Below are 13153 nucleotides of genomic sequence, written 5' to 3' on the forward strand. Positions count from 1 at the left end.
AAAGGCAAAATCTATCTTCAATTGAATTATAACTACTTACTTATGGATATCGTTATTATCGAAGATGAAATTGAAATCGCCCATTTGATTCAGCAAACTTTAGAGCGGGAGTCCTTTACTTGTCATCTGGCTTATAATGGTAGGGTAGGACTAGAACTATTTTATCAAAAGCAACCAGAATTAGTGATTTTAGATATAATGTTACCGGAATTAGACGGACTAGAATTGTGTGCTAGAATTCGCCAAAAACCCGGGACAAAAGACCCCTATATTTTAATGTTAACCGCTAGGGGAGAAGAAATCGATCGCATTATCGGTTTATCTACGGGAGCCGATGATTATATGGTCAAACCCTTTAGTCCGAGGGAATTAACCGCTCGGGTAAGAGCCTTATTAAGACGTAGTTTAAGACACGATAGTCAACCCCAACAACTCCATCGCAGCCGTCATTTTATTATCGACTTAGATCAACATTCTGCTCTTCGTAAATTGGAGGGAATGCCGGAGGAAACCCTCGATTTAACCACCTTAGAATTTAATCTACTCGCTACCTTTGTCAGTTATCCCAATCGCGTCTGGAGTCGCACCCAATTAATCGATAATCTCTGGGGAAATGATTTTTTTGGCGATGAAAGGGTAGTAGATACCCATATCCGACGCTTACGCAAAAAAGTAGAACCCGATCCTGCTAATCCCATCTTTATCAAAACTGTAGTCGGTGTCGGTTATAAATTTGAGGATGACCTTATTTAGGAGCTGCTGAAAAAGTTTGTTGGTGGGGTTAGTAGTCAGGAGTCGGGAGTCAGTATTCAGGAGGCAGTATTCAGGAGATCAGTAGCTGGTTATAGTTAAATTAAAAATAGATTTTAGGTTCGATCCCCCCTTAGTCCTAGGGTGAATTCATAGTAGGGTTGATTCATGAATCAACCCTACCCTTAGTCCTCCCTTGATAAGGGTGGTGTCTGATAATTTTTAACGCCTACCTACTTAGGAGATGGCTTTTATTTATTCTCCCCCCACACCCCACACCCCACACCCCACACCCCACACCCCACACCCCACACCCCACACCCCACACCCCACACCCCACACCCCACACCCCACACCCCACACCCCACACCCCACACCCCAACCCCAATAAAAAATTCTCCCTAAAGCCATTTAAGCAGTCTTTAACCCTTATGTGCTACAATTTTTGAAGATTTTGCCATTCATTTAGGTTCAATCAGGGATCACAGCCTTTTCAGGGAAATTTTATGACAAGTAACTACGGCGCGGAACAGATACAAGTTCTCGAAGGGTTAGAACCAGTCAGGAAGCGGCCGGGGATGTATATCGGTACGACTGGGCCGCGGGGACTACATCATTTAGTCTATGAAGTGGTGGACAACTCGATCGATGAGGCCCTAGCGGGTTACTGTACTCATATCGAAGTGGATATCAAGGCCGATGGTTCCGTCAGCGTCACTGACGATGGCCGGGGTATTCCCACCGATGTCCACCCCACCACGGGTAAATCTGCCCTCGAAACCGTTCTCACTATACTTCATGCCGGCGGTAAATTTGGCAGTGGTGGTTATAAAGTGTCGGGAGGGTTACACGGAGTCGGGATTTCCGTCGTTAATGCCCTTTCTGCATGGGTCGATGTGACAGTCTGGCGCGATCATAAAGTACATACCCAACGCTACGAAAGAGGTATCCCCGTCACAGAATTGGTCAGCAGTCCCAGTCAAGAGGAAAAAACGGGAACTAGGGTTAATTTCCTGCCGGACACCGAAATTTTTAGCCAAGGCATCGAATTTGATTACAGTACCCTCTCCGGACGTTTACGAGAACTAGCCTACTTAAATGCCGGTGTTAAAATCACCTTTAGCGATTACCGTCCCGAAGAACCCCACATCGAAACCTATTGTTATGAGGGGGGTATTAAAGAATACGTCGCCTATATGTGTCGGGAAAAAGAAACCCTGCACAAAGATATTATCTATGTATCGGGGGAAAAGAACGGAATTAATATCGAAGTGGCGTTTCAGTGGTGTATAGATGCCTATAGCGACAATATTCTCGGTTTTGCTAATAACATCCGCACCATTGACGGGGGAACTCATCTAGAAGGATTAAAGGCAGTTCTGACTCGTACTTTAAATAATGTTGCTCGTAAACGCAATAAAATTAAAGAAAACGAGCCTAATCTAGCGGGGGAAAACGTCCGCGAGGGGTTAACCGCCGTTATTTCCGTAAAAGTCCCCGAACCGGAATTCGAGGGACAAACCAAGACCAAATTGGGTAACACCGAAGTCCGGGGTATTGTCGATTCCCTGGTGGGGGAAACTCTCAACGAATACTTAGAACAAAATCCCCAAGTGGCCGACACGATTATCGAAAAAGCAGTACAAGCGTACAAAGCGGCGGAAGCGGCCCGACGGGCGCGGGACTTAGTACGACGGAAATCGGTCTTGGAATCCTCACCTTTACCGGGTAAATTGGCTGATTGTAGCGAAAGAGACCCAGAAAGGTCAGAAATTTACATCGTCGAAGGTGACAGCGCCGGCGGAAGTGCCAAACAAGGGCGCGATCGTCGTTTTCAAGCGATTCTACCTCTGCGGGGAAAAATCCTCAATATCGAAAAAACCGATGATGCCAAAATCTACAAAAATACGGAAATTCAATCCTTGATTACGGCCCTCGGTTTAGGGATTAAAGGAGAAGATTTCGACCCCTCACAATTGCGCTATCATCGCATTGTTTTAATGACTGACGCTGATGTGGATGGCGCACATATCCGAACTTTGTTGTTAACTTTCTTCTATCGTTATCAGAAGAATTTAATTGACCAAGGTTATGTATATATCGCCTGTCCTCCTCTCTATAAATTGGAACGCGGTAAAAATCATTCCTACTGCTATAGCGATCGAGAATTACAGCAAAAGATAGCGGAATTTCCCTCCAATGCTAACTACACAATCCAACGTTTTAAAGGGTTAGGAGAAATGATGCCCCAACAACTTTGGGATACCACCATGAATCCCGAAACTCGCACTTTAAAACGGGTGGAAATCGAAGACGCAGCCAAAGCAGAGGAATTATTTACCATTCTTATGGGCGATCGAGTTGCCCCCCGGCGAGAATTTATCGAAACCCACGGATCACGTTTAAATCTTACGGATTTGGACATTTAAAGAGTAACTTTGGGCTGTGTTAGTCTAAGCTAATACAGCCCCCGATAAAATCCCTAAATCCAGTTACTAATCGGAGGGTTAGGGATTCAAGGAACCCGGGGCGCATTCCAGAACTTCATCGAAAAAATCAGCCGGCAGCGGTGGATTATCGGCATCTTCTAGGGCGTTTTTGGCAATTTCCGCCTCACTCATCCCTTTAACTTTCTCCCAGTTCGTTTTGCCTTTCAACTTCGCCCACTGTTCGCGGGTGACTCTGGTAATATGTTCTTCGTTCACGGTTGTTAGCCCTCCTAGCACTAATTATTCGACGAACCGAGCCACGCCATGGATAAACCACCACCAAAACGATATTATCGATTGTACCCACTAGAATCACTCGAATTTCGCCGTAATTCTGACGGGTATCCACGCGCTCAATTATTGGACCCCTAAAAATCGCTTCCAGGTCGGCGAAATCTATGCCGTGTTTTTCTATATTGGCCTGACGCTTATTTTCATCCCACTCGAAAAGTTGCGGGGTCGTCATTATCGATAGTTGATCGCCTATAATCTGATTATAGAGGCTGCACTCGTATCAAGTCGAGGGATGTCGCCGTTGAGGATAACTACCTGAGATCGATCGAAATGGGATTTAATAAAAATAAGGCCGCATGACTAGCCATTTCTGCTGATAAATAAATCTTTTTATATTTAATAATCCCCGTTTCCAGAAAAGAATCCCTTAACATGGCTTTTGTCCCACTATTAAAATCCGCTTCGTAAAAAACTTCTTTAATTCCCGAAGAAATAATTAGTTTTAGACAGGAAATACAGGGTTCTAAAGTAACGTAAATACTAGCCCCTTGGGTAGAAATACCGTGTTTAGCCGCTTGAGCGATCGCATTAGCTTCAGCATGAATTGCCCGAGAGGGAATTTCTCCGGATTCTCGACAGGTTCCCAAACCGGGATAACAAAAACCTTGGGCAGTACAATGAACCGTTCCCGATGGGGAACCATTGTACCCCGTAGCTAAAACCTGCCGATCTTTGACAATTACCGCGCCGACGGGAAAAGCTAAACAGGTGGATCTGGTGGCGGCTAATTTAGCGATCATTAAAAAATATTCGTCCCAAGTCGGTCTTTTTTCTTCAGAGTTGATCACGGTTTCATACCAAGCTAGAAAAAGCGAAAAAGAGGGGGTCATCTCTGATAGCTTATCATTAGATAACCTCTAAAAATTAAGAACGGGATCAGGTTAATAATTCCTGTTGAATGCGACGGAGATTTTCGATTCTTGCCTCGGTGGATGGGTGAGTAGCGAATAAATTAGCCAGAAACTGCCCCGAAAAAGGACTGCTAATTAACAGCGGTTCAAAGGCAGGATTGGCATTTAAGGGCATTTGACGACCGATCGATTCTAAACGGGTTAAAGCCCGGGCTAAAGCTTCGGGATTCTCGGTCAAGCGGGCGGAACCAGCATCAGCCTCGAATTCTCTGGTACGAGAGATAGCCATCTGAATCACAGTGGCGGCAAGGGGGGCCAGAAAGATGGTAAGTAGTAAACCGATGAGATTGCCCCCTTGACGATGGCGAGAATTGCCAGCAAACAGGAAACCATAACTCAGCATTCTGGCCAGGTAGGAAATCGCCCCGGCAACAGTAGCCGCAACAGCTTGGGTTAAGGTATCCCGGTTACGCACATGAGTTAATTCGTGGGCGATAACCGCTTCTAATTCGTCGGCGGGCAGCAGGTTTAAAATCCCCTCGGTAACGGCGACGGCGGCGTGTTCGGGATCTCTGCCGGTGGCGAAAGCATTAGCGGCGGGGGTGGGGACGATATAGAGTTGCGGCGTGGGAATATTGGCTTGACGAGAGAGATTTTCCACCATTTGGTAGAGTTCGGGGGCTTGTTGGCGGCTGACCGGTTGGGCTTGGTAAGCGGCCAGAGCAATGCGATCGGAGAAGTACCAAGAACCGATATTAGTAATGGCGGCGATTACTAAACCAATTAAAGCACCACCCTGACCACCGATCGCATAGCCAATAGCGACAAGTAAACCGGCTAGTAAACCCAATAAAGCAACAGTTTTAAGCTGATTCATCTTTATTTATGTTAGGAAGTGGCAGGTAGAGGAGATGTGGGGGGGGGACATTTCAGTTATCAGTTAACAGTAATCGGTGATCGGTGAATAATATTACTTAAAACTGATCACCTTAGTTAGTGAATACTGGTTAATAGTCACCAGCCTCTTCTAACTGATCACTGCTCACTGCTCAATGATTAATGCCTAGCATAAAAACTGAAAAAACCTTGAAAACTTAATAATAATTTAAATAATTTGATTGCTTGAGAATAATCAGATTTTTGCTGATAGCTAAACCCTGACGACCGGAAAAATAACAGAAATTCTTAAGAAGCTAAAGGGTTTAAATCCCCAGAGAGGGCATTGTAGAATGAAGCGGTTAGTTATCTACTAGAAGAGAGGACTTTTCCGTCCTAGCGAGACAATTCTCTGCAAATCTTTAACCCAAATTCCCAAGGAGACTGAATTTTAATGTCTGTTAATTTTCTGGGAGTTGGTTTGTTTCACCCTCTCCTTACCCCTTATCTCGCCCTCCATATTCCCGACGGCTTTTTGAGTCCATCGGTGAGTCTATTTACTTGGATAATTGCCATTGTCCTGATTGGTTTTTCTCTCAAAAAAGTGCGCGGTCACTACGCTGAACGGGCTGTACCTTTGATGGGAGTTTGTGCCGCCTTTATTTTTGCCGCCCAGATGATTAATTTTCCCATTCCGGGCGGAACCTCCGGACATTTATTAGGGGGGACTCTCGCGGGGGTTTTACTCGGTCCCTGGGCGGGTTCTCTGGTGATGGCGGTGGTTTTTATCGTTCAAGCTTTATTTTTTCAAGATGGCGGTTTAACGGTTTTAGGGGCAAATATCGTCAATATGGGTCTGATCGGGACTTTTGGCGGTTATTATCTCTATCTGGGGATTAGGAAAGCCCTCGGTTTTCATAGTTGGCGCGGTATGGCGATCGCTGTTGCCCTGGCCGCTTGGACAAGTGTGGTGGTGGCTGCGTTGGCTTGCGCCCTGCAATTGGCTTTATCGGGGACTGTACCGCCTTTATTCGCCCTTTTTGCCATGTTATCTTGGCATATCCTCATCGGCATCGGGGAAGCGGTGATTACCGTTTTCGCTGTCGGTTATATCTGGCGAACTCGTCCCGATCTTCTCTACAATCCGCCCCATTCCCTTAATACTTCTGTTCCTCCTGCCTACGCTCCTCGTCAATAGACCTCTTGTAAAAATCAAAAATTGTTGTTAGGGTCAGGAGTCAGTAGCCGGTCGTCAGGAGTCAGGAGAATTAAGAATGAATAATAATCAATTAAATGGTCTATTTAAGGATTTTATGCAATTTAATCCTTATTTTTACCGTTTTTGAACCCTCAAAAATTAATTATGCAAGAGGTTTAATAAAGATTAGCCCATGAATATTCGCAGAAATAGCCAATTTTTTCTGATTGGTCTGGTATGCTCCCTAATTATCGCCGTTTTTCTTTCTCCCTTTGCCAGTCCCGATCCCGACGGACTCGATCGAGTGGCGGAAGACTTGCAATTTAGCAAAAAAGAAGACCCTAACGCCCTAGGTAGTCAATTACCCTTCGCCCGAATTTTTGATGGTTATGCCCTCAAAGGTGTTCCCGAAGGTGTCGCCACTCCCCTCGCCGGTTTTCTGGGAACTCTTGCCACTTTCGGCATCGCTTGGGGTATCGGTAAATTAGTGATGCCAAAATCCCAAAATCAGGAGTAAGGAATCAGAATCAGGAGTGGGGAAGTGGGGCATTTAGCTGAAATTTCCCTAAATCCCTAAATACCTAAATCACTGATAACTGATAACTGATAACTGATCACTGATAACTGATAACTGATAACTGATCACTGATCACTGATCACTGAATAAATGCTACACATTGCCACTTTTTCTCACCAAAATGAGCGCCAAAATTGCGGTTTTTGGCAGAGACTCGCGCCCCATACCCGGGTTTTAGTTACTCTTTTGTTAGTTTTTGCCACAGCCTTAACCCCGAATGGTAGCTGGGAAACTTGGGCGATTTACGGATTAGGATTAATTATTTTAATTCTGATCAGTCGGGTGACTATTCCCATACTTTTACAAAGAGTGGCGATCGAATTTGTCTTTATCAGTGTGGTTTTATTGGGAACTCTTTTTCGTGATGGCGGCGAAATTCTTTGGTCTTGGGGATTTTTGCGGATAACTAGCGAGGGATTGCTGGTTTTAGGCAGTGTCGCCCTAAAAGCTTTTCTCTGTCTTTGTACGGTCAATATTCTGGTTTTAACCACAGCAATTCCCGACCTGTTGCAGGCCTTAGTTACCCTAAAAACTCCCCCTTTATTGGTGGCAATTTTGGCTTCTATGTACCGTTATCTAGCTGTTTTGATCGCTGAATTTAATTCCATGCGAAGGGCAGCAATTGCGCGCAATTTAATGAGTAGTCCCCGATGGCAACGGCTGCTAGTGGGACATATAATCGGCGCTTTATTTATCCGTACCTACGAACGTGGCGATCGCATTTATCAAGCCATGTTATCGAGGGGTTACACCGGTTCCTTGCCCTCTGTACAGGTTCCCCAAAGCAAGCTGAAAGATTATCTCGCTATAATTTGCATAGTAATTCTGATCCTCTGGGGTCAAATGGTACATCTACTCAGGTAAAAGTCTCGTTTTTCATGCACCACAACCCGATTTTTATTGAAAACCTAGTTTATACCTATCCTGACGGTACAGAAGCGTTAAAGGGTATTAATTTAGCCATTGAAGCTACGGAAAAGGTGGCTTTAGTCGGGGCCAATGGATCGGGAAAATCCACCTTATTATTGCATTTTAACGGTATTCTCCCGCCGCAAACGGGTAAAATCACCGTCGGTCCCTACCAAGTTAAACCGGAGAATTTAGAAAATATCCGCAATTTTGTCGGTTTAGTCTTCCAAAACCCCGACGATCAGCTATTTATGCCCACTGTCTGGGAAGATGTGACTTTTGGACCGATGAATCAGGGCATTCGCGGAGAGGATTTAAACCATCGCTGTCATCATGCTTTACACGCGGTGGGATTGGATTCCCAGCATTACGGTAAGAGAAACAGTCAGAATCTATCGGGGGGTGAAAAAAAACGCGTGGCGATTGCGGGGGTTTTAGCCATGTTGCCCCAGGTCTTAGTTTTTGATGAACCTAGCGCCCAACTGGATCCCCGATCCCGTCGGCAATTAATACAACTGTTGGCCACTCTACCCCAAACTCAAGTGATCGCCACCCATGATCTCGATCTGGCTTTAGAACTATGCGATCGCACGGTGGTGTTAAGTCGTGGTCAGGTGGTGGGAGAGGGAGAAACCGCTAAGATTTTAAGTAATCGGGAATTTTTGGAACAACACGACCTGGAAATACCCCTTTGTTATAGTCGTCCCTACTGTGCGATCGCTGATGCGCCCTCTACTGATGTCTGATGCACAATTTAGAGATTTATTATCGGTTTCTTGCATTATGAGAGAAGACAAAAGCGAGAAAGTCTGACATTCTTGGGATAGGTAGCACGAAAATCGAGGCCATTTCTGACGATGCAAGCTCTGCTAGAAAAAGCTCAGATAGCGTTGAATAAAAAGGACTGGGAGACAGTAAACGCCAGCATACAGCGACTTTTAAACCAAAAAGATGCGATTGAACCGATTATTAACGATGAAATCCTCGATTTAGCCCTAGAAGCTTTACAAAAATGCGATTTTCAACAGCGATGGGAGATAGCGAAACTATTTCCCCAAATCGGCCAATCGGCGATCGCTCCTTTAATTGCCCTGTTAGAATCCGAGGAACAAGATGGGGAAATGCGCTGGTTTCTGGTGAGAATTCTCAGTCAATTTGACGATCGAGCCTGTATTCTCGCTCTCAGTCAATTATTGCAAAGATCGGAGGAGGAAACACTCAGCCAAATGGCTGCGGCCGCTTTAGCCAATATCGGCAGTTCTGCGATCTCTAGTTTAGGACAATTACTGTCCGACTCGAACACCCGTTTTTTAGCCGTACAAGCTTTATCACAAATTCGCCGGCCGGAAATTGTCGAACCGCTTTTAACCGTAGTTAAGGATCAATCTAGCGCCATTCGAGCCATGGCGATGGAAGCTTTAAGCAGTTTTCACCATCCCCAGATTACTGCGATTATCCTCGATGGGTTAAAGGATCCGGCCATCGAGGTGCGACGGGAAGCAATTAAAGCTAGTAGTTACCTGGGGCCAAATTATCCCCAAGCAGATTTAGTTAAGTATCTGCAACCGCTGTTATTCGATATCCACCTCGATATCTGTCAAGAAACGGCGATCGCTCTCGGTCGTATCGGCACAGCAACCTCAGCCAAAGCTTTAAATCCACTGCTGCAATCTTCCTTAACTCCCGATAGTTTAAAATTAACTGTAGTGCGAGCATTGGGCTGGATCGAGGATGAGGAAGCTTTAAATTACTTAGAAAAGGCTTTATATAGCGAAAATGTCTTGATTTGTCGGGAAATAATCGCTATTCTCGGCCGGCAAACCTGCCAGAAATTACGCCGACAAGCAGGGGAAATTCTCGGTAATTTTTATCACTCCCGTCCTGCGATCCTCGGTGATACGGGAGTTAAACAGTCTCTAGCGATCGCTTTAGGAGAATTAGATCGGGACAATAAAAGTATTTTGCTGACTTTAGCAGCCGATGGGGAGGCGATTGTCCGTCTCCATGCTCTCAGCGCCCTGAAAAAGCTAGATCATGGGACTATATAGCTAATTTCCCGCTGCCCAGATGTGGTGAATTTGCCAGTGATCCGCATCAATTTCCCCAAGAATAGCGTTTAATTTCTCCTGCGCTTCTTGAGCAAATTGGGCATTAATGGAAAAATTGACAGAAAGCACTATTCCATAGATTTTATCAGGATTAAAGGGCTTAATTTCCTGTTTCATCGCCGTGATTCCTTCAGGACTTAGGATTTATACTAAATCGGGTTATTAAAGACTGATTATCTATTCTTCCGACCCCCCCGATGTCGGGGGGGCAGGGGGGGTTTGCCTCTTGCCTTTCGCCTGTCTGATATGTAGGCTATACTCAACGGATTTAGTATGATTCTAGCTGATAGCTGATAACTAAAAAACTGATTACTGATAACTGAAAACTGATTACTGATTTAAGGTCTTTGCAGGAAGATTAATTCTTCAACGGGGAGGAAATCATAGTATTGACCTTGATTAGCTAAAACTGCGATTAAATGGAGACGATCATCGGGTTCAATGTGTAATCCTTCCCAGGGGACAGCAATCTCCAAACATTGATTAAAAGAAGCTTTGGCATTACTAGGAACTCGCTGCCAAGTAAAATATTCTTGAGCGAATTCTAACCAAGTAAATTCCGTGATTAAATTTATTCCTAGATGATGATGATAACCGTAATCGAGGGGCGATCGAGGAGGAATATCTGTTAGGGGAATTGGACTTTGCAGACGATGCACTTCATCATAATACCAATATAAATGCACTTCAGGCGGTATATCTTTGCCTAATTCTGCCCCCGGTTTCCAATCGAAACGCAGATAAAAATTGAGGTGATCCCAACCGAAAAAGAGCCTTTGTACTAAGGAAGTCCGGTGCATTGTACCACTGGCGCCGCCAATTTCGATCCGTCCGGCTTTATCCCAATCCTGTTCGTCACCAAAACCGTCGATAATGGGGTGAATAAAAGCCAGTGGACGATTACCTTGTTTATCCCCGTGTTCTTCCACCGGTTCGAGCAAATAGGAGGGAATTGGCTCATTTAAAGCTTGATAAAGAGCGATCAGGTGTTCGCGGAAAAGTTGGTCAAAAATTGCGTCATGATTAGAAGAATGGCCATAACCAAACCACCAAAACCAATCGGAACCTTCCGCTGCATACAATGCTTCCCACGCATCGGGGTTATTATCTTCCGTCGCTTCCGGGTGATTAGCGAGGGTTTGACGGGCTAAAATTAGATATTCCCAAGCTTTATTTTTAGCGGGATCGCCGATCCAAGTGGTAAAATTGGCATCGATCCAAGAGCCGCTATGAAGTTGATTGCTGGGTATTTTTGCACTAGCCGGAAAGCGATCGAGATATTCGGAGACGGTGACTAATTCGATCGCTTGGTGGTCGCTTAAAAGTTGATAAAGGTTCTCTAGGAAGGGTAAACCGTCTTGATGATAGTTTTCCCAACAGTTTTCGCCATCTAGCGCAATGGTAACTAACCAGGGTTTTTCTAGGGTCGTGGTTTCTGCGTTGGTTTTCAGTTGTTCGGCGATCGCTTCTAGGTGTTTAACTAAGTCTGTAGCGGCCTCTTGCGCTTTCATGCCACTATAGCTAAATCCGATCAGATCCGAGAGACGATGATCGCGGAAAACCATCGATAAATTGCCGTTGCTAGTTTCCAGACGGTAGGGACGATAAAGCAATTCCGGTTCGCTAATATTGCCTTTTTCGTCGCGATGAAAGTAATGTCCCAGGGACCAACCTAACACCCCCTCATCGGAACATAACCACTGAAAACCCTGTTTAGCGACAGCGGGGAGAATCGCGGGACTAACGGATTGTTCCGAGGGCCAAAGTCCTCGAGGATGTTTATCAAAGCGATCGATATAGATTTGCCAAGCTTTCTGGAGATGGCGCGAAATATCTTCAGGATAGCGGAAATATTGCCGAGGAAGGGTCATATTCGGCACTGCTACCCGGCCGGCTTCCGAGTTGGCCAGCAGGGGTAAAATCGGATGGGTGTAGGGACTGGTAATGATTTCTAGTTGTCCGGTTTCCTGCATTAACCGGTGTTGTGGCAAGATACGACGCAGAATTTGACGCTGTTTGGAGATAATTCGCTGGCGATCGCTTAAATTGAAATTTTTTCCCTGTTCTAACCAGGCTGCGATTTCCGGGTCACTGTGAAAGATAGGATCGATCCAAGCGAGGTTATGCCAAGCCAAGAGATCGCTATAATCTTGCAGATTCCAATGGCTAATACACCAACTATGACCGTTTTCTTGACGCTGTGCGTATAATTGGGCGTAACGGGGGTGCGGATCGATCAGGGTACGATGGTTAGCATCGAAAAAGTGTTCGAGGATAAAGTGTTTTTGTGCTGGGGTTAACTGCGCTTCCGGGGTGACGGTGAGGGCAAGATAGGGGTCTATAGCTAGTCCGTTGACGTAATCCTCTAATTGCAGGATTAAAGAGGGGACAAGGTTGACGGTTTGGTGTAATTTGGGAAAACGTTCTAGAATCAGGATTAAATCGAGATAATCTTTCACCCCATGCAGTCGCACCCAGGGTAAGCGATATTGTCCCGAAGCGTCACTGCTAGTTTGAGAGGATTTGTAGAGGGGTTGGTGTTGATGCCAAATAAAAGCGACGTAGAGAGGATAGGCCATGATAATACCGAGAAAAAGTGCATATAACAGGCTATTTAGCCGTTATTTGGATGAGAATAGACAATAAAGCCCATTCTAGATTCTTAAAAATTGATTTCGGTCACTACCATAATCCTATCAACTGGTTTTGAAGGGGTATCGTCTCTTTGTATTTGTTAAAGGATCGGATTCGGTTTAGCAGAGTGAGTTAGGCAAGAATAACTTAGGTGATATATCGACAAATTTAATCTTGTCCCTAACCCACCACGATAAAACTTTAAGAGATTATGGCACTAACGAGAGACTATCAAGAGACAATCAACGAACGAGTTCAAAAAGACCCCGAATTCGCCAAAGCTTTGCTAGATGAAGCACTGATTCTCTTTTTAAATGGAGAACCAGGGACAGCGCGCCTCATTTTACGAGATTTGGTTAACTCAGGTTTTCGAGAGAAAATTAAGATCTAAACTTAGGTAATTTATCGACAAATTTAATCTTACCTCTAACCCTAAATAAGTGCATTACGCCGTGCTAATACACTCG

13 protein-coding genes are annotated in these 13153 nt (G+C 45.0%); 8 read left to right on the forward strand and 5 right to left on the reverse strand.

The genetic code is table 11. The features are described from left to right. Positions 1-42: 42 nt before the first annotated feature. Together RAM70_RS00565 and gyrB are read left to right on the forward strand one after the other, a co-directional pair. On the forward strand, positions 43-753 hold the full coding sequence (locus RAM70_RS00565) for a response regulator transcription factor (RefSeq protein WP_190380733.1): 711 nt from the start codon (positions 43-45) through the stop codon (positions 751-753). 503 nt (positions 754-1256) lie between these two features. Then, positions 1257-3179 carry a DNA topoisomerase (ATP-hydrolyzing) subunit B gene (gene gyrB, locus RAM70_RS00570; protein WP_002781027.1) on the forward strand — a complete coding sequence of 641 codons (1923 nt, stop codon included), beginning with the start codon at positions 1257-1259 and terminating at the stop codon, positions 3177-3179. 196 nt (positions 3180-3375) lie between these two features. Here the strand turns inward: gyrB and RAM70_RS00580 are convergent, their stop codons facing one another. The 3 genes from RAM70_RS00580 to RAM70_RS00590 all read right to left on the reverse strand — a co-directional run bounded on the left by RAM70_RS00580 (position 3376) and on the right by RAM70_RS00590 (position 5261). Further along, positions 3376-3705 (reverse strand): BrnT family toxin, encoded by a 330-nt coding sequence (locus RAM70_RS00580; protein ID WP_045360273.1) that lies wholly within the window; start codon positions 3703-3705, stop codon positions 3376-3378. A gap of 79 nt (positions 3706-3784) precedes the next feature. Beyond that, positions 3785-4321 carry a deoxycytidylate deaminase gene (locus tag RAM70_RS00585; protein ID WP_043995593.1) on the reverse strand — a complete coding sequence of 179 codons (537 nt, stop codon included), beginning with the start codon at positions 4319-4321 and terminating at the stop codon, positions 3785-3787. Positions 4322-4409: 88 nt separating this feature from the next. Beyond that, entirely contained in the window at positions 4410-5261 is an 852-nt protein-coding gene (locus tag RAM70_RS00590) for a zinc metalloprotease HtpX (protein ID WP_288000551.1), read from the reverse strand. Positions 5262-5714: 453 nt separating this feature from the next. On the opposite strand from RAM70_RS00590, the gene RAM70_RS00595 reads away from it, so the two are divergent. The 5 genes from RAM70_RS00595 (at position 5715) to RAM70_RS00615 (ending at position 9992) form a co-directional block, all read left to right on the forward strand. Next, positions 5715-6458 carry an energy-coupling factor ABC transporter permease gene (locus tag RAM70_RS00595; protein ID WP_312671953.1) on the forward strand — a complete coding sequence of 248 codons (744 nt, stop codon included), beginning with the start codon at positions 5715-5717 and terminating at the stop codon, positions 6456-6458. 193 nt (positions 6459-6651) lie between these two features. Further along, positions 6652-6975 (forward strand): PDGLE domain-containing protein, encoded by a 324-nt coding sequence (locus RAM70_RS00600; RefSeq protein ID WP_045360266.1) that lies wholly within the window; start codon positions 6652-6654, stop codon positions 6973-6975. Positions 6976-7125: 150 nt separating this feature from the next. Next, entirely contained in the window at positions 7126-7899 is a 774-nt protein-coding gene (cbiQ, locus tag RAM70_RS00605) for a cobalt ECF transporter T component CbiQ (RefSeq protein WP_312671954.1), read from the forward strand. 14 nt (positions 7900-7913) lie between these two features. After that, positions 7914-8690, forward strand: a complete 777-nt coding sequence (locus RAM70_RS00610) for an energy-coupling factor ABC transporter ATP-binding protein (RefSeq protein WP_045360262.1) — start codon at positions 7914-7916, stop codon at positions 8688-8690. A 111-nt stretch (positions 8691-8801) separates the two neighbouring features. Continuing rightward, complete coding sequence (locus RAM70_RS00615; RefSeq protein WP_045360260.1) at positions 8802-9992, forward strand: HEAT repeat domain-containing protein; 1191 nt, start codon at positions 8802-8804, stop codon at positions 9990-9992. On the opposite strand, the gene RAM70_RS00620 is transcribed toward RAM70_RS00615, so the two are convergent. Then, a complete protein-coding gene (locus RAM70_RS00620; RefSeq protein WP_190380242.1) occupies positions 9993-10169 on the reverse strand; it encodes a hypothetical protein in 177 nt (58 codons plus the stop codon). 221 nt (positions 10170-10390) lie between these two features. Next, positions 10391-12631, reverse strand: a complete 2241-nt coding sequence (locus tag RAM70_RS00625) for a glycoside hydrolase (RefSeq protein ID WP_312671955.1) — start codon at positions 12629-12631, stop codon at positions 10391-10393. A 266-nt stretch (positions 12632-12897) separates the two neighbouring features. Between RAM70_RS00625 and RAM70_RS00630 the strand changes: the two genes are divergently transcribed. Further along, a complete protein-coding gene (locus RAM70_RS00630; protein ID WP_045360426.1) occupies positions 12898-13077 on the forward strand; it encodes a hypothetical protein in 180 nt (59 codons plus the stop codon). Positions 13078-13153 lie beyond the last annotated feature (76 nt).

Origin of the sequence: Microcystis wesenbergii NRERC-220 (assembly GCF_032027425.1) — a bacterium.
Taxonomy (GTDB): Bacteria; Cyanobacteriota; Cyanobacteriia; order Cyanobacteriales; family Microcystaceae; genus Microcystis; species Microcystis wesenbergii_A.

Coding starts and splice junctions, on each gene's coding strand:
- RAM70_RS00580 (WP_045360273.1), bottom strand. CDS start 3,705: ATGACGACCCCGCAACTTTTCGAGTGGGATGAAAATAAGCGTCAGGCC.
- RAM70_RS00600 (WP_045360266.1), top strand. CDS start 6,652: ATGAATATTCGCAGAAATAGCCAATTTTTTCTGATTGGTCTGGTATGC.
- gyrB (WP_002781027.1), top strand. CDS start 1,257: ATGACAAGTAACTACGGCGCGGAACAGATACAAGTTCTCGAAGGGTTA.
- RAM70_RS00630 (WP_045360426.1), top strand. CDS start 12,898: ATGGCACTAACGAGAGACTATCAAGAGACAATCAACGAACGAGTTCAA.
- RAM70_RS00615 (WP_045360260.1), top strand. CDS start 8,802: ATGCAAGCTCTGCTAGAAAAAGCTCAGATAGCGTTGAATAAAAAGGAC.
- RAM70_RS00595 (WP_312671953.1), top strand. CDS start 5,715: ATGTCTGTTAATTTTCTGGGAGTTGGTTTGTTTCACCCTCTCCTTACC.
- cbiQ (WP_312671954.1), top strand. CDS start 7,126: ATGCTACACATTGCCACTTTTTCTCACCAAAATGAGCGCCAAAATTGC.
- RAM70_RS00565 (WP_190380733.1), top strand. CDS start 43: ATGGATATCGTTATTATCGAAGATGAAATTGAAATCGCCCATTTGATT.
- RAM70_RS00610 (WP_045360262.1), top strand. CDS start 7,914: ATGCACCACAACCCGATTTTTATTGAAAACCTAGTTTATACCTATCCT.
- RAM70_RS00590 (WP_288000551.1), bottom strand. CDS start 5,261: ATGAATCAGCTTAAAACTGTTGCTTTATTGGGTTTACTAGCCGGTTTA.
- RAM70_RS00620 (WP_190380242.1), bottom strand. CDS start 10,169: ATGAAACAGGAAATTAAGCCCTTTAATCCTGATAAAATCTATGGAATA.
- RAM70_RS00625 (WP_312671955.1), bottom strand. CDS start 12,631: ATGGCCTATCCTCTCTACGTCGCTTTTATTTGGCATCAACACCAACCC.